Genomic DNA, 21,485 nt, shown 5'->3' on the forward strand with positions numbered 1-21,485 from the left:
GGTGCGGCGTAGGGATGATTGCCAGACTGAGAAGGCCAAGTACCCGAGACTCTACCGGTAGATAGCTGTCAGGGGGCATTGGTTAGGTCTGGAGTAATAAACAGGCGGATCTCCTGTGTCCCTGTGCGGCCTCGCCGACCTCAGGCATTTCACGCCAGATGCCGGCGATGCAGAAGATCGGCTTGTCCTTCTTTGCGAAGAGCCACTTGTCCTTGCGCTTCTTCTTGGGGTCTTCCGGATCGGTGAACTCGTAGAAACCGTCCGCCACGATCAGGCACCGGTTCGACGAGAACTCCCGGCCCTCCGAACGGAATTATAGACGGGCCGCTTGTTCGGTCCGGGCCAGCTCCAGCGCCGTTGAATCATATCGCCTTCGCCTCGGACACCCTCGACCGTCCTGATGATCGGCGCCACGTCCGTGATCTTGATGTCCTCGCGCGCCTCGAGGTTTGGCGCACCTTCGCCGAAGCGGATCTTGATCTTGAGGTCGGCGAAGTCTTCCACGATCGAAGCGACATCCACCGTCAATCGATAGTCATTGCACATCGGTCCTCCGTCCGACCGCATTGCACCGCGATCGTGTTCCTGTATGTTCGCGTGACCATGAGCGCGAAGGTTTTCGATTCCGACGCATCGCTCGACGAACGCAAGCTGTCTTGGGGCCTTCAGCCCAGCGAAGTTGGAGGCAGGCCGTTCACCGTCATCCGCGCTGAGGGCAGGACGTTTCCCAGTCACCGTTGCCTCGTTCCCGCATCCGAGTTCCGCCATCGTAGCCGCGGCAAGCCCTATAGTTTCTCGCTCGCTGACGATGACTGGTTGTATTTCGCTGGAGTCTGGCGCCAGGCGACACGGGACTGGCCTGAGGCTTATGCCATCCTGACGATCGAGGCGAACGACGACGTGGCGCCCTTCCACGACCGGCAGATGGCGGTGCTGCGGCGCGATCAGCGGATGGCTTGGCTCGACGGGACCTGCATGGAAGAAGAGCTGCTTCGGCCGTTGCCTGCCGGCACGTTCGTGGTTTCGCAGCCGCGCGAAACATATGCACAGGCGGTGCTCGCGTTTTGAACCAAAAACCCGAACTTGGTGATCTCGCCGGCCATCCGCCGCTCCCACTGTGATCGAGGCTACGTTTGGACCTCAGTCGCTGCGTAGAATTTTCGCTTCTAACGCCGCTGCAACGAAGGCCCGTCTCGCTATCGGCGTCTGGGCTGCACCACGCAGAACCTGAAGACATGCATCCATGGCCAGTTTTCGCTTCTCCGTCTGATGAGGGAAACTTCGCAGCAGGATCGTGCCTGCGTCATTCACATCGAATATGACGCGCTCACGGTCATGCCCGCCAATTTGCACCACCACGGGCCGGACGAACCTGCTCGACATGCAATTACTCTCTCAGTTCCGACCTCGATACGGTCTTCACCTATCATGACGTTGGGTCAATTTATACATGTATCAGCTAGGCCCGAAGAGAACTTGCAGTTGCTCAATCTCAAGACAAGTTGCCTGTCCAATTTGAGCAGGCCGCTATCTGAATTCGGATGGGTCCCCGTCTTGTTTGCGCAAGAAAGCACAGCGGATTTCTGTCGCGTCCGGAAGGTGAAGCGGCGCTTGGTCTTCGGGCTTTCCTGAAGCCCGAGCCTTCTCTCTTGGGTGTCAGCCTTGACGCGGCCGCCGCCGAAATGCCGACGCGCCCAGTGGCGCGCGGATGCCGGGAGACGAAGAGGGCGGGCGGGCCCCAGTGGCGAGTGAAGGTCCGGGAGAGAGTCTCCCGGCGCTCGCCGAGGAGCGACACCCATGACCCAGATGGAAATTCACACGCCCAAGCGCAACGAGCGTGCCGGTTATAAGGTCGACGTCAGCCGCGGCCAGCGCATCGGCCGCGTGTCGTCAGAATGGTTCAACCGGCCGGCGGACGAGCGATATCTGTCGCTCACCGACCTTCGGAATTCGGTGAAGGCCCGGTCGGAGCGCAGCAAGACCCGCATCGTCGAAAGTGAGCGGATCCGCGTCGAGGCCAGCCGCGACGACCCGGAGCGCCTGAGGCTAATGCTGCCCGATGCGCCTGCCCCAATTGCCCCCACGCATTGGAGTTTCGGCCAACTCGCCAGTCTAGTAGGCGCGCCGGCCACCGATCTGCGCCAGCTTCCGGCCCCGCTCGCGGCGATCAACCTACAGCACGGTCTCCTCAACCACCGCGCCGAGCAGGTGAAGACGCTGGAAATCGAGAACGGACGCCTCGAGCTGCGAGCGGTAACAGGTCCGGACTACGGCAGAATATTTGACTCAGAACTGATCGACGCCGTGCAGAAGATCGCTGGCAACGGCAACGGGGACACTCGCTGGAAGGTGCCGGGAGTCCTCGATTGGTCGACGGGAATTTACAACCCGAACGTCGACATCTCCAACGACACGACTACGCTCTATGCGTCCGACCGAGATGTGTTTGTGTTTCTTGTCGACGACCTGAACCCGATCGAGGCCGGGCGGCTGCCGAATGGGGAACCGGATCTTTATTTCCGCGGCTTCTACTGCTGGAATTCCGAAGTCGGAGCCCGCACCCTCGGGATTGCCAGCTTCTATCTACGCGCAGTGTGCCAGAATCGTAATTTATGGGGCGTCGAAGATTTCGAGGAAATCACCATCCGGCATTCCAAATATGCCGCCTCGCGTTTCGCCCTGGAAGCTGAGCCGGCGCTGATCCAATTCGCGGAATCGTCGCCCATGCCGTTCGTCAACGGCATCAAGGCCGCGCGGGAACGGATCGTCGCCCGAGACGACAAAGATCGCCAGGGCTTCCTGCGCAAACGGGGCTTCTCCAAGTCCGAGACCACGAAGATCATCGAGACTGTTCTGATGGAGGAAGGCAGGCCGCCGGAATCAATCTTCGACTTCGTGCAGGGCATCACGCGGGTCGCGCGCGACAAGCCGCATCAGGATGTCCGCCTGGAAATGGAGGGCAAGGCCAAGAAGCTTCTCGATTTCGCCGCCTGATCCTGCGGAGGCCGGCAGCGAAAACTTTGGTTGCTGGCCTCACGTCCGTTCGCCGTCCCCATCAATCCCAGCGCCGTGCTCCGAAGCACGAGGACGGCGCCTTTTTTCGTGGCGGGTTAGGTCCCGGAAGAAAGGCTTTCGGCCGCCCCGTCGTGGAGCAAACCGATGGACCCCCGACAACCTCAAGGCCCAATGTATCGCCGCAGGTCTCCCGGTCATCGACAGCAGATCCGTCAAGTTCGATATCGTGCTGCAGCTGACGCTTGGCGGGCCGCTGGTCGCTGTCGGCCGTAAGGCCGAGCCAGCGTCCTGTATGGCCTCTCCTACGCCCCGCTGCGTGCCGTCGCCAGTGCCTATGCGGCGGCAGGCGCCGAGGTCTGGAAAATAGCCGGGATCCACACCGTACCGGTGTCCGACAAGGGAAGGCGCAGCACATGGGCGGCCGGCCTCATCTCAATATCTACGCCAGATGACGGAATTCGAAGATCTAAATGTCCGGCACGACCGGACGCGCAACATGAGCAAGTCCGTCACCCGTCGACCGCAGGCATTGATCCACATGCTGATGGATCACGCCAGCATGCTGCAGGCCATCGGGCGGCTCGGTCGCGTCGAGATCCGCGAGCCGAAACGATAGCGGCGCGTCGTCATTCCGACCCATCAAATCTTGCGGCAAGCGGCCGGCGCCGGCGTGAGCTTTGGAGGCAGAGGGTGAGGGGAGTTTCCTGACGGGCTGGGAGGTTCGGGGAGAGGCCCCGGGCCGTCCGTCATGGAGAACCTGACCATGGCAAAAAACGCCATTCAGAAGATCGCGATGAACGCCGCCGAGAATATTCGCTATGACAAGCTAATGCTGTCGCAGAAGAATGTCCGGCGCATCAAGGACGGCGTGTCGATCGAACAGCTGGCCGAAGACATCGGACGCCGAAAGCTGATCCAGAGCCTGAACGTCCGTCCCGTGCTCGACGGCGAGGGCGAGGAGACCGGCACGTTCGAAGTGCCCGCCGGGGGCCGGCGTTATCTCGCGCTCGGCATTCTCATCAAGCAAAAGCGCCTGGCAAAGAACGAGCCAATCCCCTGCATCGTCAACCGCGGGCAGGAGACCTCGGCCGAGGAGGATTCGCTTGCCGAAAACCTGCGCCGTGCAGACCTTCATCCGCTCGACCAGTTTCGCGCGTTCAAGAGTCTCAGCGACCAGGGCCTCGATCCGGAGGAGATCGGCGTCCGCTTCTTCGTATCGCCTTCGACCGTGAAGCAGCGCCTGCGGCTCGCATCGGTCTCACCCAAGCTGCTCGACCTCTACGAGAAGGACGAAATCCGGCTCGAACAGATCATGGCGTTTTCGATCTCGGACGATCACGCGCGCCAGGAGCAGGTCTGGGAGCGGATTTCCAGCTCGCATATGCAGGAACCCTATTACATCAGGCGCCTGCTGACGGAGACCACGGTGCGGGCCGATGATCGCCGGGCCGTCTATGTCGGCGCCGAAGCCTATGAAGCAGCCGGCGGCGTCATCCTGCGCGACCTGTTCGAGCAGGATTCCGGCGGCTGGTTCCAGGATGCGGCGCTCCTCGAGCGGCTTGTCTTCGACAGGCTGAAGGTGGATGCCGAGGCGATCCGCGCCGAAGGCTGGAAATGGGTCGAGGCGGCGATCAGCTTTCCCTATGGCCACACCTCCGGCATGCGGCGCATCTACGCCGAGGCGCAGGAGCTCAGCGCCGAGGAGATCGAACGCTACGACGCGCTGAAGGCCGAATACGACAAGCTGGATGCAGACTATGCCCAGGCCGAGGATGCCGACGAAGCAATCGAGGCGAAGCTCGACCAGCTGGGTGCCGAGCTCGATGCGATCGATGATCGTCCTCAAAGCTACGATCCCGCCCAGAAGGCCATTGCCGGTGTGTTCGTTACGCTTGCCGCGAACGGCAAGCTCCAGGTCGACGCCGGTTTCGTGCGGTCCGAGGACGAGCCGCGGACCGAAACCGGCGACGTCGATGAGGGGGAGGAAGGGGGCGCCGACGGCGGAACCCGATCCAATGGCGACGACGATGGCGATGGTGTTGTCGTCAACGGCAAACCGTTGAACGACAGCGCTAGTGACGACGGCGAGGACGATGGCATCAAGCCGCTGCACGATCGGCTCGTCTTCGACCTGACCGCGCAGCGGACGCTGGCATTGCGCAACGCACTCGCCGGTGACGTCGACATCGCCATCGTCGCCGCACTCCATGCCGTCGTTCTGCAGGTCTTCTATCGCTTCGCGCCGGACACGTGCCTGGAGATCAGCCTGAAGAGCGGCAGCTTCAGCCAGGTCGATGGTCTTGCCGAGACATCCTGGGCCAAGGAGATCGCCGAGCGGCACGAAGCCTGGGACCGCGATTTGCCCGATGAAACGGAAGGCCTGTGGGACTTCCTTCTCGGCCTCGACGAAGCAAGCCGCAAGGCGCTGTTCGCGCACTGCGTCTCGCTGACCCTCAATGCGGTGGTCGAACCCTGGAACAGGCGACCGAAGGCGCTCGAGCATGCAGACGTGCTTGGCCGCTCGCTCCAGTTCGATATGGTCGACGCCGGCTGGACGCCTACGGTCGAGTTCCTTGGGCGGCTCACCAAGGCGCGGATTCTACAGGCTGTCCGTGAAGCTCGCGGCGCAGACTCCGCGCAGCTGATCGACCACATGAAGAAGGACATCATGGCCCGTGAAGCCGCCCGTCTTCTCGAAGGATCGAACTGGCTGCCCGAGCCGCTGCGCCTTGAGGTCGATGAAGTGGCTACCGATGCTGGCGACGCGGTCGCCGGCGACATGTCGGACGAGGGAGCTCCCGACGGCGATGCCGCCGAGCTGCCGGCCTTCCTCGCCGATGATGCGGATTCGTCCTCCGAAGAGCTGGTGACCATCGACGGCGACGAGGCCGACCACCTCCAGGCCGCCGAATAGTCGGCCTCACGCTCGCACGGGGCCCGGCACTCCCGCCGGGCCCTTTCTCATTTTCGACATGGAGAAACCCGCATGTCCGCACATATCGTGTACGAATCCGCCCCATTGGGGAGCGTCATCCGATACAGCGACGGCGCTGTGAAACCGCCGGCTCGCTTCACCAAAAAACTCGCCGCCTGGGAAAGCCGCAACGGCGTCGGTCGCCTGGTCAGGAAGGAGCCGCCGCGCGAGCGCGCGACCTATAGCTCGCCAGCCCATTTCGCACTGCATGAGGGCGATCTCGGGCAGGGCGCTATCATTGTCGTCTCGGTCAGGCGCACCTGGTCCGTCGAGAGCGAGCTGCGCTTCGAGATCGTCGAGCGTCCCATGATCGGCATGGTCCGCGTCCTGCAGGACCTCGGCGATAGCCCGGAGCTGCTCTATCTCGCCAAGGATCGCGAGGCGGCCGAACGCTGGCTCGCCAGCAATTCGTACAGCCGAGCCTATCTCGAAGAGGTGTCCGCCGATGAGGTCGGCGCCGACATCATCGAGGGCCGCACGGCCGCCTGATCACTTCACCGCATAGAACCATCCCGACGACGGGCCCGGGGATCGCGCGAGCGATCTCGGGCCTTTCCCGTTTCATGGAGATTGACATGTTCGATTGGAATAGCAGCTGCTCCTATCACGAGCAGCAGAAGAGACGATTTCACACGACAGCCCGTTCACGGCTGAAGAAACTCGCCGTTGAACTTGCCCTACTGCAGGGAAGCTTTGACCTGCGCTCGAACAAGGCGGGCATAGCCGTTTCCGGTGAAATTACCCTGCACCATGACCGCGCCTACATCCAGGTCGGCCAGTTCGGGCTGTCCTCAGGACACGGCATCCTGATCCGCACCTGCAAGGGCCGCAAGGACTATACTGGCGGGGCCAACCACTTCGTTGCGCTCGCCTTGCTCGACGACATCCCGACGCTCGCCGCCGCCGTCCGTGCCATCACCGGGGTTGGTCGAGACGCTTCGCGTTCCTCTGAGCAACGCGCCGCCTGAACCCTGCAAACCCGATCATCGCCGGTGCACGCGCGCCGACCGCAGGCTCGGCCAGTCGACAGCCACAACACCACCAAGCAGTTGGGACGACGCGGTTCATGCCGCGCGTGGCCGACCTGCGTTCAGGAGAACCCCATGACCGCACATCCACCCTTCAGGAAGGTGCTCGACGGCGTCGCCACCCGCGAGCAGATGTTCCAACTGTTCAGCCGACACAAAGACACTCCCGGCATCGATCCGCTTTCCGGCACGCCCTACGCAGGCGAATGGTTTGAGATCGAAGCGGCCCAATATCACTTCATGCTTGGACTGCTGCCGCCGCTCTTCCAGAGGACCGGCATGTTCGGCATGTCGGAATTCAAGGCTGGCAACATCACCAGCGTGTTCTTAGCGATCAGGATCCGCGGCCGCGAACGCTGGTTTCATGGCTTTTGCGACCTCACGGATCGGCAGTCTCCCGACAAGATGCGCGCCGCCATCATCGCTCACGAGACCGGCGCGAGCGACAGCATGACCCGCGCGGAAAAGCTCGAGGCCATCTGGAGCGCGACGCATCCCGACTTCAAGGGGATCGCCGGCGAGATCAATCCCCACACCTGGCCCGCGGAGCACCGTGGCAAACGCATCATTCTCGTCAACGACGGTGGCAACGGCACGATCCTGAAACTGCTGGAGGACCTGTCCGACAACGAAATCGACAACCGCATGGCGGCGATACGCCCGCACACCAAAAGGAGAGGGAGCAACGATGAGGACCCTTCGTAAGCAGCCGACACAGGCGGACAAGCGCAGCTATGAAGCGTGTTCGGCATACCGCCGGCTTGGGTGTCCCAGGTCGTTGCCGATACCGGCGCACACCGCCGCCATCGCCCCGGACGGACGCCGATGCGAAAGCCAACTCTCCAGCGTTTCGCTCGCCGATGCAACGCGGGGTTCGGACGGGTCGAATGGCATGCCAAGTTCAACGCTGAGAACAACCAGGCGCCCACTGTGATTACGCCGCGGATCTTCGCAAACCCGCAGCATGCTCACCGAAAAAGACGATCGCTGGTCACCCCTCACCATACCGTCATGGTCCAAGACAGCGGGGATCCTTGTCCAACGCATAGTCTGAATCGATAGTCGCCAATCGATTCACGACATTGATGAAAATCTGGGATGTCGTCCCAGCCTATGGAAGGGCCGGCATCTCCCCGTCACCGACCCGCCAGGTCCACGCACCCATCTCTGGCTGGTTCGCGATCATGTCCTGCAACGAAGCCTCGAACGCTTCGTCCGCACCGGCCGGGACGACAAAGAGTGCGGTCGGCTGCTGCCGGTTCTGGAGCAAAGCGTTGGCGATCGGCTGGTCGGTTTGCAGGTCGTAGCGCAATCCCTTCACGCTTTTCTCGCGAAGGCGAGCGAGCGCATCGACAAGCCGCTTTTCCGGGACCGTCTCGTAAGGAATCCAGTTCTCGGATACCACCATCAACGCGACCTCCTCGACAAGGGCGAGGCCGGCCGGGTTCAGTCCGAAGGTCGCGATCACTATCAGATGTGAGCTGGAATCCGCTCCCCACAGCGACAATTCTTTCTCGAAACGTGCCTGCAGGCGGCGGTGCAATGCATCGTCGATGATGAAGGGAAAGCCGGGCAAATGTCTGATGACAAGTTTTTGGCCGGAGCGGGCAGGAACGATCTCTTTCACCTCGCCGACCAGAACCAGTAGCTTTCGTGGGCCGGATTTCGGCGGGAGCGCCGTGCCGAGAACCGCGTTGCGACGATGTTCGATCGCTTGCCTGTTCTCGGCGCGAAACGGCTCGGGTACGAACAGGATGTCTGCGAGCGGTCCGCCCCTCACCGTCATTTGCCCGGCAGCCTCGAGCAGATGCCAGCGGACATTCCACCAATGTCGCTTGCCAGCCCATCGGGATGTCCAGACCGTCAATTCGGCCTCGTGCCACAGATAGTGGAGGAGGCCACGCAGCGACATCCTCCTGGGGTCCCCGGTTACACTGGCGGAGCTCTCGCCAGCAGGCGCGGGCGCTGCCCGGCTCCCCGTCTTCGACAGGCTAAAATCGAGTTTCAAAGCCGCCAAGCCGCTTTGCGGATCGAGCTGTATCGCGCTGCCCATCAAAGCGCCCAGGCCGGACAACTCGTAAGGCGATTCATATGAATCACACGACGGATCATGCCCACCGCCGCTCAGCGGCATGCGCTTGATCAGATGAAGGTCGCCGATGCGGGCGATGTACATCGGGCAGCCTGGCTCGCGGCACAGGCATAGCGGACGCTCGGTGCGGGCATAGGCATTCGCCAGCGCCGCCTGCAGGCCAGGCGCTCCCTCCTCGTAGACCTCACTGCCAATTCTGAACCGTCGCATCACCTCCGCAGCTCCAGGTCGCCGCCGCATCCCTGTCCCGCATTCAAGTCATGGCTTTGCGCTGAGCGCAACCCCATTGGTGGATTGGCGCCAGAGGCAGAGGGGAGCCGGGAGGAGTGGGCCCGGCTTGGCACGGAGAGAGTGCCGGCGCGGGCGCCACTCCCCTCTCGCGAAGGACATCTCCATGAACATTGTTTCGACCACCTCGACCGTCGCACGTACGGCCGCTTCCCTCGCCGCGCCGGCACAGGACGCCATCGACACCGCCCAGGCGATCCATCAGGCGGCAGTGCGGCTTCTGCCTTTCCTCGAACAGGGCGAGCCTGTCACCACCGCCGCACTGCGCACCGCCATGACGACAAGTTTTGGCAGCAGCGATGCGCAAGGGTTCTGGGTCTGGAAGGACGCCTATGAAGCGCTCGAAGTCGCCCAGGTGCTGTTTCTGCGCCGGTTCGGCCCTGCGATCCTGTCCCGGTCCACCACGCCGCAGGCAACGCTGGCGATGATGAAGCGTATCGCCGAACTTCTTCCCACTCATACGCGACGGTCCGACGAGGGCCAGGCCATGCAGCAGCTCTCGACGCCGTTGCCGCTGGCCTTCGTCACAGCGCACGCCGCGGCGATCGCATCGCGCGACCTCGTTCTCGAACCCTCGGCCGGCACCGGTCTGCTCGCCGTCCATGCCGAGATGGCGCGCGCCTCGATCGCCCTCAACGAGCTTGCCGCGATACGCGCCGATCTCCTCGGCCTGCTGTTTGCGCGCATGCCCGTCTCTCGGCACGACGCCGCCCATATCGACGATCACCTCGATGCTGCGATCAAGCCGTCCGTCGTCTTGATGAATCCACCCTTCAGCGTCGGCGCCTATGTCGACGGCCATGTCGCCGATGCGGCATGGCGGCACCTCTCCTCCGTATTCGTACGCCTGCGTCCGGGCGGGCGCCTGGTCGCCATCACCGGCACCGGGCTGTCTCCGGAAAACCCCAAATGGCGGCCGACCTTCGAACGGTTGCAGCAGCAGGGCACCATCATCTTCACAGCGGCGATCGACGGCCGTGTCTACGCCCGCCATGGCACTACCACTGAGACCCGCCTGACAATTATCGACAAGGTACCGGCCGCCGACCCGACCGGCTTCGTCCGGTCGCCCGGCAAGGCCACGGATGTCGAAACGCTGCTCTCCTGGATCACGGATCTGCCGCCCCGGACACCGGGCGGCTTTTCGGACTCGATCGGCGCCCTATCGAACGGAATCCTGCGCAATGCCACCATGCAGATGGCCGCCCGATCCGCGGCGAGAACCGCATCCGCTGCTGCCGCCGTTCCGAAGGTCATCCGGCCGGTCCGCCCTGTTGTCTTCCGGGCAAAGCCTACCCGCCCCATCATGGCGAGCACCACTCCGGCTGTCCCCCTTGCCTACGAACTGCGCGACTGGATGCCGGAGGAGAGCGGCCGGCTCACTGACACGATCTACGAACCCTACGCGCTCCATTCGATCGACATTCCCCGCGCGAAACCGCATCCGACGCCGCTCGTGCAGTCGGCCGCAATGGCCGCCGTCGCGCCGCCAAAGCCTTCCTATCGGCCGCTTCTTCCTGATGCGATCATCGACGAGGGCCTGCTGTCAGACGCCCAACTCGAAAGCGTCATCTATGCCGGCGAGGCTCATTCCGGCCATCTCACCGGCGCCTGGACTGTTGACGAGACCTGCGATGTCGTCTCCGCCGCGCCAGAAGGTGCTGAGAACGCGGTCCGCTTCCGCCGCGGATGGTTTCTGGGTGACGGAACCGGCTGCGGCAAGGGACGGCAGGTCGCCGGCATCATCCTCGACAATTGGCTGCAGGGCCGCCGCCGTGCGATCTGGATTTCCAAGTCGGACAAATTGCTTGAAGACGCCCAGCGCGATTGGGCAGCACTTGGCCAGGAAAAACTCCTCGTGCAGCCGCTCTCACGCTATCGGCAGGGCACACCGATCCGCCTTGCCGAGGGCATCCTGTTCACGACCTACGCAAGCCTGCGCTCGCAGGAACGGGAGGGCAAGAAATCCCGGGTCGCCCAGATCCTCGACTGGGTTGGACAAGACACGGGAAGGGCCGAAAGACAGACGGGGATTAAAGAAAGCCAGACAAGGATTGGAGAAAACCGGTCGCGGGCGAAAAAATCTTTCGATGGCGTCATCGTCTTCGACGAGGCCCACGCCATGGCCAACGCCGCTGGCGGCAAAAGTGAGCGTGGCGACGTCGCGCCCTCGCAACAAGGCAAGGCAGGCCTGCGGCTCCAGCACGCGCTTCCCGACGCGCGCGTCGTCTACGTCTCCGCGACCGGTGCGACCGCGGTCGAGAACCTCGCCTATGCGCAGCGCCTCGGAATCTGGGGCAGCGAGGATTTTCCATTCGCCAACCGCGCCGAATTCGTCGCCGCGATCGAGGACGGCGGTGTCGCGGCGATGGAAGTGCTCGCCCGCGATCTCAAATCGCTCGGCCTCTATGCGGCGCGTTCGCTCTCCTATGACGGTGTCGAATACGACTTGCTCGAGCATGAGCTGACCGACGAACAGATCCGCATCTACAACGCCTATGCGGACGCCTTCCAGGTCATTCACAACAACCTGACCGCCGCACTCGAGGCGACCAACATCACCAGTGAGTCCGGCACGCTGAACCGCAACGCAAAATCGGCGGCGCGCTCGGCCTTTGAAAGTACCAAGCAACGTTTTTTCTCGCATTTGATCACCTCGATGATGACGCCGACGCTGATCGGCGCGATCGAGCAGGACCGGCTCGAAGGTCATTCGGCGGTCGTGCAGATCGTCTCGACCGGCGAAGCGCTGATGGAACGACGCCTTGCCGAGATCCCGACCGAGGAATGGTCGGACCTGCATGTCGACATCACGCCGCGGGAATATGTCGGCGGGTACTTGATGCACTCCTTCCCGACCCAGTTGTTCGAGGAATATTCGGACGCCGAAGGGAACCTCTATTCGCGGCCTGTCCACGACGAAGATGGCAACCCGGTCCAGTGCCGGGAGGCTGTGCGCCGGCGCGACGAGATGATCGAGCGGCTTGCGTCGTTGCCACCGGTCGGCAGTGCCCTTGACCAGATCATGCATCACTTTGGCACCGATACTGTGGCCGAGGTGACCGGGCGCTCGCGCCGCATCGTCAAGAAGACCGGCCGCGACGGTATCGACCGGCTGGCCGTGGAAAACCGCCCGGGCTCGGCCAACCTCGCCGAGACCCAGAGTTTCATGGATGACGACAAGCGCGTACTGGTGTTTTCGGACGCCGGCGGCACCGGCCGCTCCTACCACGCCGATCTTGGGGTCCGGAACCAGAGACTGCGCAAACACTATCTGCTCGAGGCCGGCTGGCGCGCCGACAACGCCATACAGGGGCTCGGGCGGACCCACCGCACAAATCAGAAGCAACCGCCGCTGTTCCGGCCCATGGCCGCCAATGTGAAGGCCGGCAAGCGCTTCCTGTCGACGATCGCACGACGGCTCGACACGCTGGGCGCAATCACGCGCGGCCAGCGCCAGACCGGCGGGGCAGGGCTGTTCCGTGCCGAAGACAATCTCGAAAGCCCCTACGCGCGGGCCGCACTTCGCCAATTCTACATGCTGCTGCACCAGGGCAAGATCGAGGGCTGCTCGCTCACGACCTTCGAGACCGTGACCGGGCTGTCGCTGACGACGGATGAAGGTGGTTTGCGTGACGAGCTGCCGCCGATCACGACCTGGCTCAACCGTCTCCTGGCGTTGCGCATCGAAACCCAGAACCTGCTGTTCGAGGTGTTCGAGCAACTGATGGCGGCAAAAATAGAAGGCGCCATCGCCGCCGGCAATTATGACAAGGGTCTGGAGACGATCACGGCGGAGAGCATCGTCGTCACTGATCGTAGGACCGTCTATACCCATCCAGTCTCCGGCGCGCAGTCGCATGTGCTGACAGTCGCGCGCAAGGACCGCATCCGGCCGCTCGGGCTCATTGATGCGCTGGCCATTGCCCGTGCGGAGCCCCAATCGGTTCTGCTGGTGAACACACGGTCGAGCCGCGCGGCGATCCGGCTGCCGACGGCGAGCCTGATGCTCGACGACGGCGCGATAGAGCATCGCGTGCGCCTGCTGCGGCCGACGGACGAGCTGCGCTTCGGCCTCGACGCCCTTGCCGAAACACATTGGCAGCCCGCCGACCGGAAATTGTTCTGCGAGCTGTGGGACTCGGAAGTCGCTGCCGTCCCGGAGTTTACCACCAGCACCTTTCACATCGTGACGGGCCTGCTGTTGCCGATCTGGCGTCGGCTGCCGGACGACGACTGTCGAGTCTATCGAATCCAGAGCGATGCCGGGGAGCGCATCATCGGCCGTCACATCGCGCCGACGCTTGTCACGACCATGTTCCGCAATCTGGGGCTCGACGATGTGCCGAGGCTGGCGCCGGAAGATGCCTGGAACGGGCTTGTCGACGGACGGATCGGACTGCAACTCGCCGATGGCCTGATTCTGCGCCGCAGCCGCGTCATGAACGACTACCGTGTCGAGCTGGTCGGCTTCACCGAAGCGATGGTCCCGCGGCTGAAGGCGCTGGGTCTGATCTCCGAGATCATCTCCTGGAAGCTCCGGTTGTTCATCCCGACGACCGAGCAAGGGTTCGCCATCCTCGCCGCGCTCCTCGACCGCCATACGCTGGTTGGCGTCACAGACCGTACCTCGGCGGCTTGAGGGGAGGCGATCATGACCGCCTCGGCCTCCGAGCTGGCACGCCGCCTTGGCGAACATGCCGAGGCGGTGTGCCGCGAATATCTCTCCAACGGCCATCGCTCCGGCAATCACTGGATCGTCGGTGATGTCCGCAACGCGCGCGGCCGCTCCATGCATGTGCGGCTGAAAGCCAATGCCAAAGGCCCTGCCGGCAAGTGGGTCGACGAGGCGACGGCCGAATATGGCGACCTGCTCGACGTCATCGAGGCGAGCTGCGGCCTGGTCGGATTCCGCGAGGTCGCCGATGAAGCGCGTCGCTTCCTCGCCATCCCACGGCCAGAACCCCAGTCCCGCTCATCCGATATCCAGCGCCAGCCTGCCGCGGCACGCGGCTCCCCTGACGCCGCCCGCCGCCTGTTCGCCATGTCGCAGCCGATCGCCGGCACGCTGGCCGAACGCTACCTCACCGGCCGCGGCATTCTGCTTGCCGCCCGCGAACGCGCCCTGCGCTTCCACCCCGACTGCTACTATCGCGATCTCGTGACCGGCGAGACGCAGACCCTGCCCGCGCTGATCGCTGCGGTCACCGGCATCGACGGGCGCATCACCGGCCTCCAGCGCACCTGGCTCGCTCCGGACGGCAACGGCAAGGCGCAGATCGCCGATCCTCGACGCTCGCTCGGTCATCTCCTGGGAAATGGCATCTGGCTCGGCCTCGATCCCGGCACGCCCGTTCCGGTCATGGCCGCCGGCGAGGGTTTCGAGACGATGGCCTCGCTCCGCACGGTGATGCCGGCGCTGCCGGTGGCTGCGGCCACCTCGGCCAATCACCTCGCCGGCCTGATCTTGCCCCCCGGCTGCCGCCGCCTCTACATCGCGGCCGACGCTGACGCCGCCGGCCGGCACGGCATCGAACGTCTCAGCCAGCGCGCAGGCGAGTCAGGAATCCTCGCCCTGGTGTTGCGGCCGCAGCTCGGCGACTTCAACGACGATCTGCGCCATCTCGGCCCAGCTCATCTCGCCGCATGGCTCAGCGATCAGCTCGTCCCGGATGATGCCCGTCTCTTCCTGCCGCCCGGATGAACGGGCGGGGCCGGCAGGCGGGCAGGGTCGGCGTCACCGGAAGCCTTGCAGGCATGGCGACGGTCCGCCGGAGAGGCTGTGCCCGCGGCCTGCCCGAGAGGCGACCCCTGCCACCCCCCGGTCACGGCCGCAACGGCTGCGCCGTCCTCCGCTCGCGCTCCGGCCTTCGGTGCGGCCGCGCCCGCGGCGCGGCCGGGATGCGCTGTCAGGCCGCGATAGGCGCGACCACAACCGATGGAGACACGCCATGACCTACGAGCTTCCTTTCGACGACGCCTACGAACCCTACCACGCCTCCTCGCCGACCGATCGTGTCATCCTCGAACTGCAGATGTACGGCCATCGCCCGCACCAGGACGAACCTGATCCTCGGCCGCTTCCCGACGACGAAGTGATCCGGGCTGGCCTCGGCGGCATCGTCGAGACCTTCGCCGGTATGCTTGGCGACACCAGGCTCGAACCCGATCTCGACGACCTGCTCTGGTCCTTCGCAAACGTCTTCCACCGCGCCGCCGAGCGCGTCGCCCGCAGCCTTGACCGCAACGAGGACGCGCAGCGTTCGAGCCAGAGTGAGCAGGACGGCTCCGAGGTGAAATCGGTGGAGCTGGAACGGCTCACTGCGGAAGGCATCACCTATATCGAGCGCCGCAACGTGCTCGAAATCATGCGCGATGAGGCCGCCGACCTCTACGAGGCGCAGACCGGATCGGCATGGCGGCCGCGCACCGGCTCCAAGGTCAGCCACCAGGCGATGACCGCAGCGGTGATCGACTCCAGAGACTTCCTCGCCGCCCGCCGCCATGCCGAAACCGAGGTGCTCGTTCCAGCCGGCACCAAGATCGCCTTCGCCGGCGGCCTCGACTGCAACGATCACGACCGGATCTGGGAGGCGCTCGACAAGGCCCGCGAGAAGCATCCCGACATGGTCCTGCTCCACGGCGGCAGCCCGCGCGGCGCCGAACGCATCGCCGCCTGCTGGGCCGAGAACCGCAAGGTCACCCAGATCGCCTTCAAGCCGGACTGGACCCGACACGCCAAGGCGGCTCCGTTCCGCCGCAACGACCAGCTTCTCTCCGTGGTGCCCTACGGCCTGATCGTCTTTCCCGGCTCCGGCATTACCGACAACCTTGCCGACAAGGCGCGTCGGCTCGGCATCCCCGTGTGGCGGTTCGCGGAGGGCGGCGCGTGAGCGCCGTTTTCTTGCAAATCCAGAAAATCTGGATAATATGGAGACTGATCAAGGAGTCCAGCCATGCGCCAGTTCACGACGGGGGATCTTAACAAGCAGGTAGGCGACGTCACCGACGTTGCCAGCCGCGAACCCGTTATTCTTACCAAGCACCGGAAACCCCGGTTCGTGCTGATGAGCTACGAGCACTACGAACGGATGCGCATCGGCGGCGATCCCCGCCGCGCATACCATGTCTCCGAGATGCCGGAGGAACACACGGAACTCTTCGCCGCCGAGATCGACCGATTGGCGCGCGGGGAAGGATACGATGATGAGCGGTAGATTTCTGCCTGGTCAGGTGATCTCCTACCCGTATCTTTGGGCATGGCAACACGAGCGCGGCGAAACGGAAGGCCGCAAGAGCCGGCCGACCTGCGTGGTCATCGCTGTCCGCGGCGCAAGAGATGGCCTGACCCATCTCGCGCTCCTGGCGATAACCACCCAGCCACCGACCAGCGATCGGGTCGGTTTGGAAGTCTCCGCTATCGAGTGCCGCCGCGCCGGTCTGACCGATCTCAAACGCTGCTGGAATATGGTTGACGAATACAACTACGATATTGCCGAACGCTCCTGGTACATCGAATCCGACGGTAAGCCCCTCGGTCGTTTCAGCAAGGCATTCATGATGAAGATCGCAGGCGCCTTTATCGAAGCGCGCAGCGAGGGCCGCCGCGTCAGCCGTCTGGATTGACGTTCTCTTTCGCGGCAGGGAGCATACCTCGGATCGGATCAGTCCGCCGTTTCCGCATGCCTGTACGCCGGTCGCAGGAACAGGAATGTTGCGTCACGCAAATCCGGTGTCATGCTGCATTGCACGGACGTATGTCCATCCAGCACAGGAACGCACCATGGCCGCCGCCGCGAATAGGAAGATATCCGTCTCGATGCGGTTTCGCGACGACGATCTCACGATCATCGACCGCGGCGCGGAGCTGCTCGGCCTGTCGCGCACCGAGTTCATGCGGCGCGCAGCACTGCACGAGGCGCAGGCGGCCATCGTCAACACAACCGCCATCGTGTCCCCGGAAGCCTATGACGCTTTCATGCAGGCGATCTCAGCCCCCGCCGCTGCGCCTCCGCCGAAGGCGGCCGAGCGGCTGCGCCGGTCCCCGCCCTGGGACCGTTAGGTGGCGCTTTCAGGCATCGAACTCCTCGATGACACGCACCGCCTCGACAGCTTCGATTGCGGCAAGCCGGCACTCAACGCCTGGCTGGCTGGCTTCGCGCGAACGAACCAGGCCCGCGGTTTACCCGCGTCCTGATCGTTCACGACGAGGGCACAGTCGTCGGCTATTACGGCCTCGCGCCAGGCGTGATCCAGCCAAACAGCGCACCGCGCGCCTCCGCACCGGCGGGCGGCCCGATCCGACCCTGTTAATCGGACAACTCGCCGTCGACCACCGCCATGCCGGGCAAGGCGTCGGCAGCGGTCTGGTCAAGGACGCGCTGCATCGCTGCGTCGCCGGCGCCGACATCGTCGGCGGCCGCGCGGTGGTGGTGCGGGCTATCGACGCCGAGGCCGAGCGCTACTGGTAGAACTCGGGCTTCATTCCCGCGCGGGACAATCCGTCGGTGCTCATGCGCTCGATCCAGGACGTGAGCCTCTGGCTGGCCGACAAAGGCCACTAGCTCCACGCGCGTAGCGCCTCCGGCAGCGGCAGGGGCCGGCGCGCCGGCCTACGGCCGGCCGGGCTCTCGTCGCGGCCTCCCGCCGCTCCCCGAGCCGGCTTCGCCGTCTCGGCCTTCGGGTGACGATCCCTCGCGAAGGGCCGGAGGGAAAGGGCGGCCAGAGCGAGGCGGGGGCGCTGGAGAGAAAGGAAAGTCACGATGGCGATGATATTCATAGGTGGATCGCGCGAGATATTCGAGCTGCCGGAACCTGCCATCGCTCGGATCGGCGCAATCGTCGCTGCCGAGCACGGCGTGCTGATTGGCGACGAGTCTGGAGCCGATGCCGAGGCGCAGGGCCTGCTCGCGGGCTACGGCTACGAGCATGTCGGGGTCTTCCATACCGGCAAGGAACCCCGCAACAATCTGGGCGACTGGGCCGCCTACCATGTTCCTTCTCCTGAGGGCGCCGAAGGATACTGGTTCCACGCCGCCAAAGACCGGGAGATGGCGCGGCGCGCCGACTTTGGCATGATGGTCTGGGATGGCGCATCACCTGGCACGGCCGTCAACGTGCTTCGGCTCGCCATCGCGAACAAGCCGTGCGTCATTTACGATCTGGCAAGGGGCAGCGTGGCGACGACGTACAATGTGCAAGACTGGTGCGCCATACTCCGCCATGCCGGTATGGACATTCGCCGCCAGGCCGAAGCCCGCATAATGCCGGACGAGCGTCTGGCGTTGCCGGGATGATGTACGCGCGGTCCCGCCGACAGCCCGGCGGTCCGATCCGATAGGCTTGATCCGGCCCCGCGCCGCCTACTCCACTTTTATGAACGGCCGGAGCCGACCCCTTTCGAAACCGGCCCGCGCAGAGCCGCGGGGCGTTGTGCAGGATGATCATCTTGACGCTTCTCGCTTCTGAGGCGGGGGCAAGCGTGCCGAACATCCTGGCGTGCCGGGTCATCCAACCTGGCTGCGAGGCTCGTCCCCGAGGGGCGTGAACTTCGCTGCCAGTCGGCTCCGATCTCGAAACCGCTGTGCCGCCATACCGAACACGCCAGGCGGTCACGCGCCGGGCTGCTGTTCGATGTGTTGGCGATGCCGACGACATGACCCGAGAGGCTGCTGCATGGTCCTGCGATCCGGCAGCGTTGCGTCGGCGGTCTAGCGATGGCGGCCTGGGTTCTTTTCCTTCGGTCGCATCCGGGGCCATTCCCGTTTCATGTCGCCTTTGTAGACGACCGCCTGCTTTGTGCGGTCAACCCCCGTTGGGGGTACACTCGGCGAAAATTCTGGAAAATTCTATTTCTGTTTTTATCTGCGGGCAGGCGAAGGGCTGCCCGCTATTTTTCGGTAAATAGAATTTTCCAGAATTTTCGCCGAGATGACCGCAGCAGGACGGCCCTCTCCTTTGGCGCCATCGGGAATGGTCCCGATGCAACCGAAGGAGAACTACCATGGCCACCACGATCGCAAACCTCGCCACCAAGGCCGACGGCTCGATGGAAGGCATCTTTGCCACGCTCCGGGTCAACGCCCCGATCACCCTGATCCCGAACACCAACAAGTCGCGCGAGGACGCGCCCGACTACCGGATCGTCAACAAGCGCACGGGCTTCGAGATCGGAGCCGGCTGGCACCGCATCTCCCAGCGTTCGGGCGAGGAATACCTCTCGATCAAGCTGGAAGCCCCCGAGATCGGCGTAATCTTCGGCAACCTCGCTCCCGCCCCGGGCGGCGAGGAAAACAAGAAGGTCATCCTCTGGAACAACCCCCAATGAGGCATCGGTGGCCGGCCCCGCAAGGGGCCGGCTCCCCCGGCAAAAGGAGGTTGCAATGAGTCGCTACACCATCACTGTCACTGGCACCGTCACCGGACAGGGCCGCTCGGATCCAGACGCTGTCATCGGCTACGACCCGCCACTTCGAACCTACTTCCTGCAAGCGTTCCCGCACGAAGAAACCGACGAGCCCGCGCTCTGGCTTGGCACCCGCGACCGCGCGTTCGAAACGCTTGAGGATCTTCGCCATGCAGCCATCTCACACGGCTACGACTTAGTCCCGCTGCCGCCTGAATTGGCCGCAAAGCTGGTCGACGACAAAGCTGCAGCCAGCGGGCGTCCGGAGCGGGACGACATCCTCGGCGAGGTGCTGAAACACCTCAACCAACCCAAGTAGGCAACACGTAAAAGGGCCCGCGACGGAGTGTTCCGTCGCGGGCCCTTTTTTTGCGCGTCGCAAAAGAGCCACGAACATCACCCGTCACAGCATGCGATGGAGACTCCAAACCGCCGATTATTCCTTCGGCAGTTTGTGCTTATGAATGCGGATATAGTCCTGGACAGCCTTTCGCAGCAGTTCGGTCATGCTGTGCCCGTTGCTGATCGCCAGCAACTTGAACTGCCGCTGCTCCACGGCCGTCAGGTAGTAACCGCAGCGGATCATCTCCTCCTCGCGAATCTTCTTTCCGGCGATGGGGTCTTTTTTCTGACCCTGCCGCAGCAGCTTGCGGAAATCGGGCCCGACTGCCGGGGACGGCTTTGTCGGTTCCTCCATCGGTGGCGTAGCTTGCTCCTTGATCCCTGACGGCTCGACCTTCTGTGGGATGAACATGCTCGGCAGTACGGGCGGCTGCGTGGAGATCGCCTTCATCATGCGGGCCTTCTTGTCGTCACCGGGTTTCGGCGCGGTTTCTTCACTCATGCCGCGTTCCTTGTGGCTTCGATGAAGGTTTGCAGAAGGTCGTCGAAGACCCCTTCGCTCTCGGCAACCGCCTTTGCGTCAGGCACCTCGGGGCTGTAGAGGGTCTGCCCGGTCTGAAGGTCACGGTAGGCAACGCGATTGTGCAGGACGTGTTCTGCAATCGGCGTGCCGTTGGCCTGGATGATGGCGCGCAGTTCGGTCAGGGCTCGCGCCCTGCCATCGATGATGGTCTGCTTGGTCAGCACGAATATCGCAGGCAGCTGCCTACCCCGGCTCTCGACCGCCAGCGGGATGTAGTGATCCGTGATTTGGATGGCGGCGGTCACATCGTCGAGGGCAAAATAGACCGGCACGACGACAATGTCGGCCGCGAAGAGCCCGGCCATGAGGTTGTCATTTGTGGTGCCTTCCGTATCAATCAACACGACGGAGCGTTCCCCGTTGTGAGTGGCTGCAGCGTCAAGGATCTCCTGCGGGGTCATCGCGCTCACCAGCTGGAAGCTGTCAGGGCGATTGCCAGCGTCACCCAGCATCTGGAACCAGCGGTTCATGTTCTGCCGCCGATCGCCATCGATAAGAGTGACCGAATAACCCCGATGCAGCGCGACGGATGCGAGGGCACGCAGCATCGTTGATTTGCCAGTGCCGCCCTTTGGGATCGCAGCGGAGATGATCATGGGGCCTCCTTCCGGCCATGTCTCCTTGTTTCCATGTTAACATGGAAACAAGTCATCATGGACACATGGAATAATGTCACGGTCGAAACATGGTGACATAGTCAACGGGGCAAACCGGTTTGGCAACCCAGGCGCGCGCCGTAAGGCCCGCTTGGGGTGCAG

General features: G+C 63.8%; 20 protein-coding genes and 1 pseudogene. 16 read left to right on the forward strand and 5 right to left on the reverse strand.

Annotated features, from left to right (window positions below):
* Positions 1-127: 127 nt before the first annotated feature.
* Positions 128-546, reverse strand: a pseudogene (locus tag NKG95_RS12045) (SOS response-associated peptidase family protein); the annotation flags it as partial.
* Between the two features lie 57 nt (positions 547-603).
* Between NKG95_RS12045 and NKG95_RS12050 the strand changes: the two are divergent.
* A complete protein-coding gene (locus tag NKG95_RS12050; protein ID WP_353040710.1) occupies positions 604-1,068 on the forward strand; it encodes an SOS response-associated peptidase family protein in 465 nt (154 codons plus the stop codon).
* A gap of 72 nt (positions 1,069-1,140) precedes the next feature.
* Here the strand turns inward: NKG95_RS12050 and NKG95_RS12055 are convergent, their stop codons facing one another.
* Positions 1,141-1,383, reverse strand: coding sequence for a DUF982 domain-containing protein (locus NKG95_RS12055; protein WP_353040711.1), 243 nt, complete (start codon positions 1,381-1,383; stop codon positions 1,141-1,143).
* A 414-nt stretch (positions 1,384-1,797) separates the two neighbouring features.
* Here NKG95_RS12055 and NKG95_RS12060 point away from each other — a divergent pair, with 414 nt between their 5' ends.
* From NKG95_RS12060 to NKG95_RS12080, 5 genes are all read left to right on the forward strand, one after another.
* The gene (locus tag NKG95_RS12060) at positions 1,798-2,994 is read left to right on the forward strand and encodes a DUF932 domain-containing protein (RefSeq protein WP_353040712.1); all 1,197 of its coding nucleotides are present in this window, start codon (positions 1,798-1,800) and stop codon (positions 2,992-2,994) included.
* Positions 2,995-3,778: 784 nt separating this feature from the next.
* Positions 3,779-5,929: a ParB/RepB/Spo0J family partition protein gene (locus tag NKG95_RS12065; protein ID WP_353040713.1), complete on the forward strand. Its 2,151-nt coding sequence runs from the start codon at positions 3,779-3,781 to the stop codon at positions 5,927-5,929.
* A 72-nt stretch (positions 5,930-6,001) separates the two neighbouring features.
* Positions 6,002-6,478, forward strand: coding sequence for a UCP036055 family protein (locus NKG95_RS12070; protein ID WP_353040714.1), 477 nt, complete (start codon positions 6,002-6,004; stop codon positions 6,476-6,478).
* Between the two features lie 86 nt (positions 6,479-6,564).
* Entirely contained in the window at positions 6,565-6,957 is a 393-nt protein-coding gene (locus NKG95_RS12075; RefSeq protein WP_353040715.1) for a hypothetical protein, read from the forward strand.
* A gap of 135 nt (positions 6,958-7,092) precedes the next feature.
* Positions 7,093-7,722, forward strand: coding sequence for a DUF1419 domain-containing protein (locus NKG95_RS12080; protein WP_353041022.1), 630 nt, complete (start codon positions 7,093-7,095; stop codon positions 7,720-7,722).
* Between the two features lie 406 nt (positions 7,723-8,128).
* Here NKG95_RS12080 and NKG95_RS12085 read toward each other — a convergent pair whose 3' ends face one another.
* Positions 8,129-9,319 (reverse strand): DUF1173 domain-containing protein, encoded by a 1,191-nt coding sequence (locus NKG95_RS12085; protein ID WP_353040716.1) that lies wholly within the window; start codon positions 9,317-9,319, stop codon positions 8,129-8,131.
* A gap of 184 nt (positions 9,320-9,503) precedes the next feature.
* On the opposite strand from NKG95_RS12085, the gene NKG95_RS12090 reads away from it, so the two are divergent.
* From NKG95_RS12090 to NKG95_RS12135, 10 genes are all read left to right on the forward strand, one after another.
* Positions 9,504-14,039: a strawberry notch-like NTP hydrolase domain-containing protein gene (locus NKG95_RS12090; protein WP_353040718.1), complete on the forward strand. Its 4,536-nt coding sequence runs from the start codon at positions 9,504-9,506 to the stop codon at positions 14,037-14,039.
* 12 nt (positions 14,040-14,051) lie between these two features.
* A complete protein-coding gene (locus tag NKG95_RS12095; RefSeq protein ID WP_353040720.1) occupies positions 14,052-15,101 on the forward strand; it encodes a DUF7146 domain-containing protein in 1,050 nt (349 codons plus the stop codon).
* Between the two features lie 247 nt (positions 15,102-15,348).
* A complete protein-coding gene (locus NKG95_RS12100; RefSeq protein WP_352483439.1) occupies positions 15,349-16,290 on the forward strand; it encodes a DUF2493 domain-containing protein in 942 nt (313 codons plus the stop codon).
* A gap of 63 nt (positions 16,291-16,353) precedes the next feature.
* Complete coding sequence (locus tag NKG95_RS12105) at positions 16,354-16,614, forward strand: type II toxin-antitoxin system prevent-host-death family antitoxin (protein WP_057143280.1); 261 nt, start codon at positions 16,354-16,356, stop codon at positions 16,612-16,614.
* Entirely contained in the window at positions 16,604-17,023 is a 420-nt protein-coding gene (locus NKG95_RS12110; RefSeq protein ID WP_353040722.1) for a hypothetical protein, read from the forward strand. The genes NKG95_RS12105 and NKG95_RS12110 overlap by 11 nt, the downstream gene beginning before the upstream one ends.
* A gap of 157 nt (positions 17,024-17,180) precedes the next feature.
* Positions 17,181-17,459: a type II toxin-antitoxin system TacA family antitoxin gene (locus tag NKG95_RS12115; protein WP_023723160.1), complete on the forward strand. Its 279-nt coding sequence runs from the start codon at positions 17,181-17,183 to the stop codon at positions 17,457-17,459.
* 28 nt (positions 17,460-17,487) lie between these two features.
* Positions 17,488-17,868, forward strand: coding sequence for a GNAT family N-acetyltransferase (locus NKG95_RS12120; RefSeq protein ID WP_353040724.1), 381 nt, complete (start codon positions 17,488-17,490; stop codon positions 17,866-17,868).
* A 291-nt stretch (positions 17,869-18,159) separates the two neighbouring features.
* A complete protein-coding gene (locus NKG95_RS12125; RefSeq protein WP_353040726.1) occupies positions 18,160-18,693 on the forward strand; it encodes a hypothetical protein in 534 nt (177 codons plus the stop codon).
* Between the two features lie 707 nt (positions 18,694-19,400).
* Positions 19,401-19,724 carry a DUF736 domain-containing protein gene (locus NKG95_RS12130; RefSeq protein WP_353040728.1) on the forward strand — a complete coding sequence of 108 codons (324 nt, stop codon included), beginning with the start codon at positions 19,401-19,403 and terminating at the stop codon, positions 19,722-19,724.
* Positions 19,725-19,779: 55 nt separating this feature from the next.
* Positions 19,780-20,121, forward strand: a complete 342-nt coding sequence (locus NKG95_RS12135) for a hypothetical protein (protein WP_352999769.1) — start codon at positions 19,780-19,782, stop codon at positions 20,119-20,121.
* 117 nt (positions 20,122-20,238) lie between these two features.
* Here NKG95_RS12135 and NKG95_RS12140 read toward each other — a convergent pair whose 3' ends face one another.
* On the reverse strand, positions 20,239-20,646 hold the full coding sequence (locus NKG95_RS12140; protein ID WP_352689097.1) for a hypothetical protein: 408 nt from the start codon (positions 20,644-20,646) through the stop codon (positions 20,239-20,241).
* Complete coding sequence (locus NKG95_RS12145; protein WP_353040730.1) at positions 20,643-21,323, reverse strand: nucleotide-binding protein; 681 nt, start codon at positions 21,321-21,323, stop codon at positions 20,643-20,645. The genes NKG95_RS12140 and NKG95_RS12145 overlap by 4 nt, the downstream gene beginning before the upstream one ends.
* Between the last annotated feature and the right edge of the window lie 162 nt (positions 21,324-21,485).

Origin of the sequence: Mesorhizobium sp. M1423 (assembly GCF_040317575.1) — a bacterium.
Taxonomy (GTDB): domain Bacteria; phylum Pseudomonadota; class Alphaproteobacteria; order Rhizobiales; family Rhizobiaceae; genus Mesorhizobium.

Bases quoted from the DNA above. Each gene is read 5' to 3' on its own strand.
- NKG95_RS12050 (WP_353040710.1), top strand. From the start codon at position 604: ATGAGCGCGAAGGTTTTCGATTCCGACGCATCGCTCGACGAACGCAAG.
- NKG95_RS12055 (WP_353040711.1), bottom strand. From the start codon at position 1,383: ATGTCGAGCAGGTTCGTCCGGCCCGTGGTGGTGCAAATTGGCGGGCAT.
- NKG95_RS12060 (WP_353040712.1), top strand. From the start codon at position 1,798: ATGACCCAGATGGAAATTCACACGCCCAAGCGCAACGAGCGTGCCGGT.
- NKG95_RS12065 (WP_353040713.1), top strand. From the start codon at position 3,779: ATGGCAAAAAACGCCATTCAGAAGATCGCGATGAACGCCGCCGAGAAT.
- NKG95_RS12070 (WP_353040714.1), top strand. From the start codon at position 6,002: ATGTCCGCACATATCGTGTACGAATCCGCCCCATTGGGGAGCGTCATC.
- NKG95_RS12075 (WP_353040715.1), top strand. From the start codon at position 6,565: ATGTTCGATTGGAATAGCAGCTGCTCCTATCACGAGCAGCAGAAGAGA.
- NKG95_RS12080 (WP_353041022.1), top strand. From the start codon at position 7,093: ATGACCGCACATCCACCCTTCAGGAAGGTGCTCGACGGCGTCGCCACC.
- NKG95_RS12085 (WP_353040716.1), bottom strand. From the start codon at position 9,319: ATGCGACGGTTCAGAATTGGCAGTGAGGTCTACGAGGAGGGAGCGCCT.
- NKG95_RS12090 (WP_353040718.1), top strand. From the start codon at position 9,504: ATGAACATTGTTTCGACCACCTCGACCGTCGCACGTACGGCCGCTTCC.
- NKG95_RS12095 (WP_353040720.1), top strand. From the start codon at position 14,052: ATGACCGCCTCGGCCTCCGAGCTGGCACGCCGCCTTGGCGAACATGCC.
- NKG95_RS12100 (WP_352483439.1), top strand. From the start codon at position 15,349: ATGACCTACGAGCTTCCTTTCGACGACGCCTACGAACCCTACCACGCC.
- NKG95_RS12105 (WP_057143280.1), top strand. From the start codon at position 16,354: ATGCGCCAGTTCACGACGGGGGATCTTAACAAGCAGGTAGGCGACGTC.
- NKG95_RS12110 (WP_353040722.1), top strand. From the start codon at position 16,604: ATGAGCGGTAGATTTCTGCCTGGTCAGGTGATCTCCTACCCGTATCTT.
- NKG95_RS12115 (WP_023723160.1), top strand. From the start codon at position 17,181: ATGGCCGCCGCCGCGAATAGGAAGATATCCGTCTCGATGCGGTTTCGC.
- NKG95_RS12120 (WP_353040724.1), top strand. From the start codon at position 17,488: ATGACACGCACCGCCTCGACAGCTTCGATTGCGGCAAGCCGGCACTCA.
- NKG95_RS12125 (WP_353040726.1), top strand. From the start codon at position 18,160: ATGGCGATGATATTCATAGGTGGATCGCGCGAGATATTCGAGCTGCCG.
- NKG95_RS12130 (WP_353040728.1), top strand. From the start codon at position 19,401: ATGGCCACCACGATCGCAAACCTCGCCACCAAGGCCGACGGCTCGATG.
- NKG95_RS12135 (WP_352999769.1), top strand. From the start codon at position 19,780: ATGAGTCGCTACACCATCACTGTCACTGGCACCGTCACCGGACAGGGC.
- NKG95_RS12140 (WP_352689097.1), bottom strand. From the start codon at position 20,646: ATGAGTGAAGAAACCGCGCCGAAACCCGGTGACGACAAGAAGGCCCGC.
- NKG95_RS12145 (WP_353040730.1), bottom strand. From the start codon at position 21,323: ATGATCATCTCCGCTGCGATCCCAAAGGGCGGCACTGGCAAATCAACG.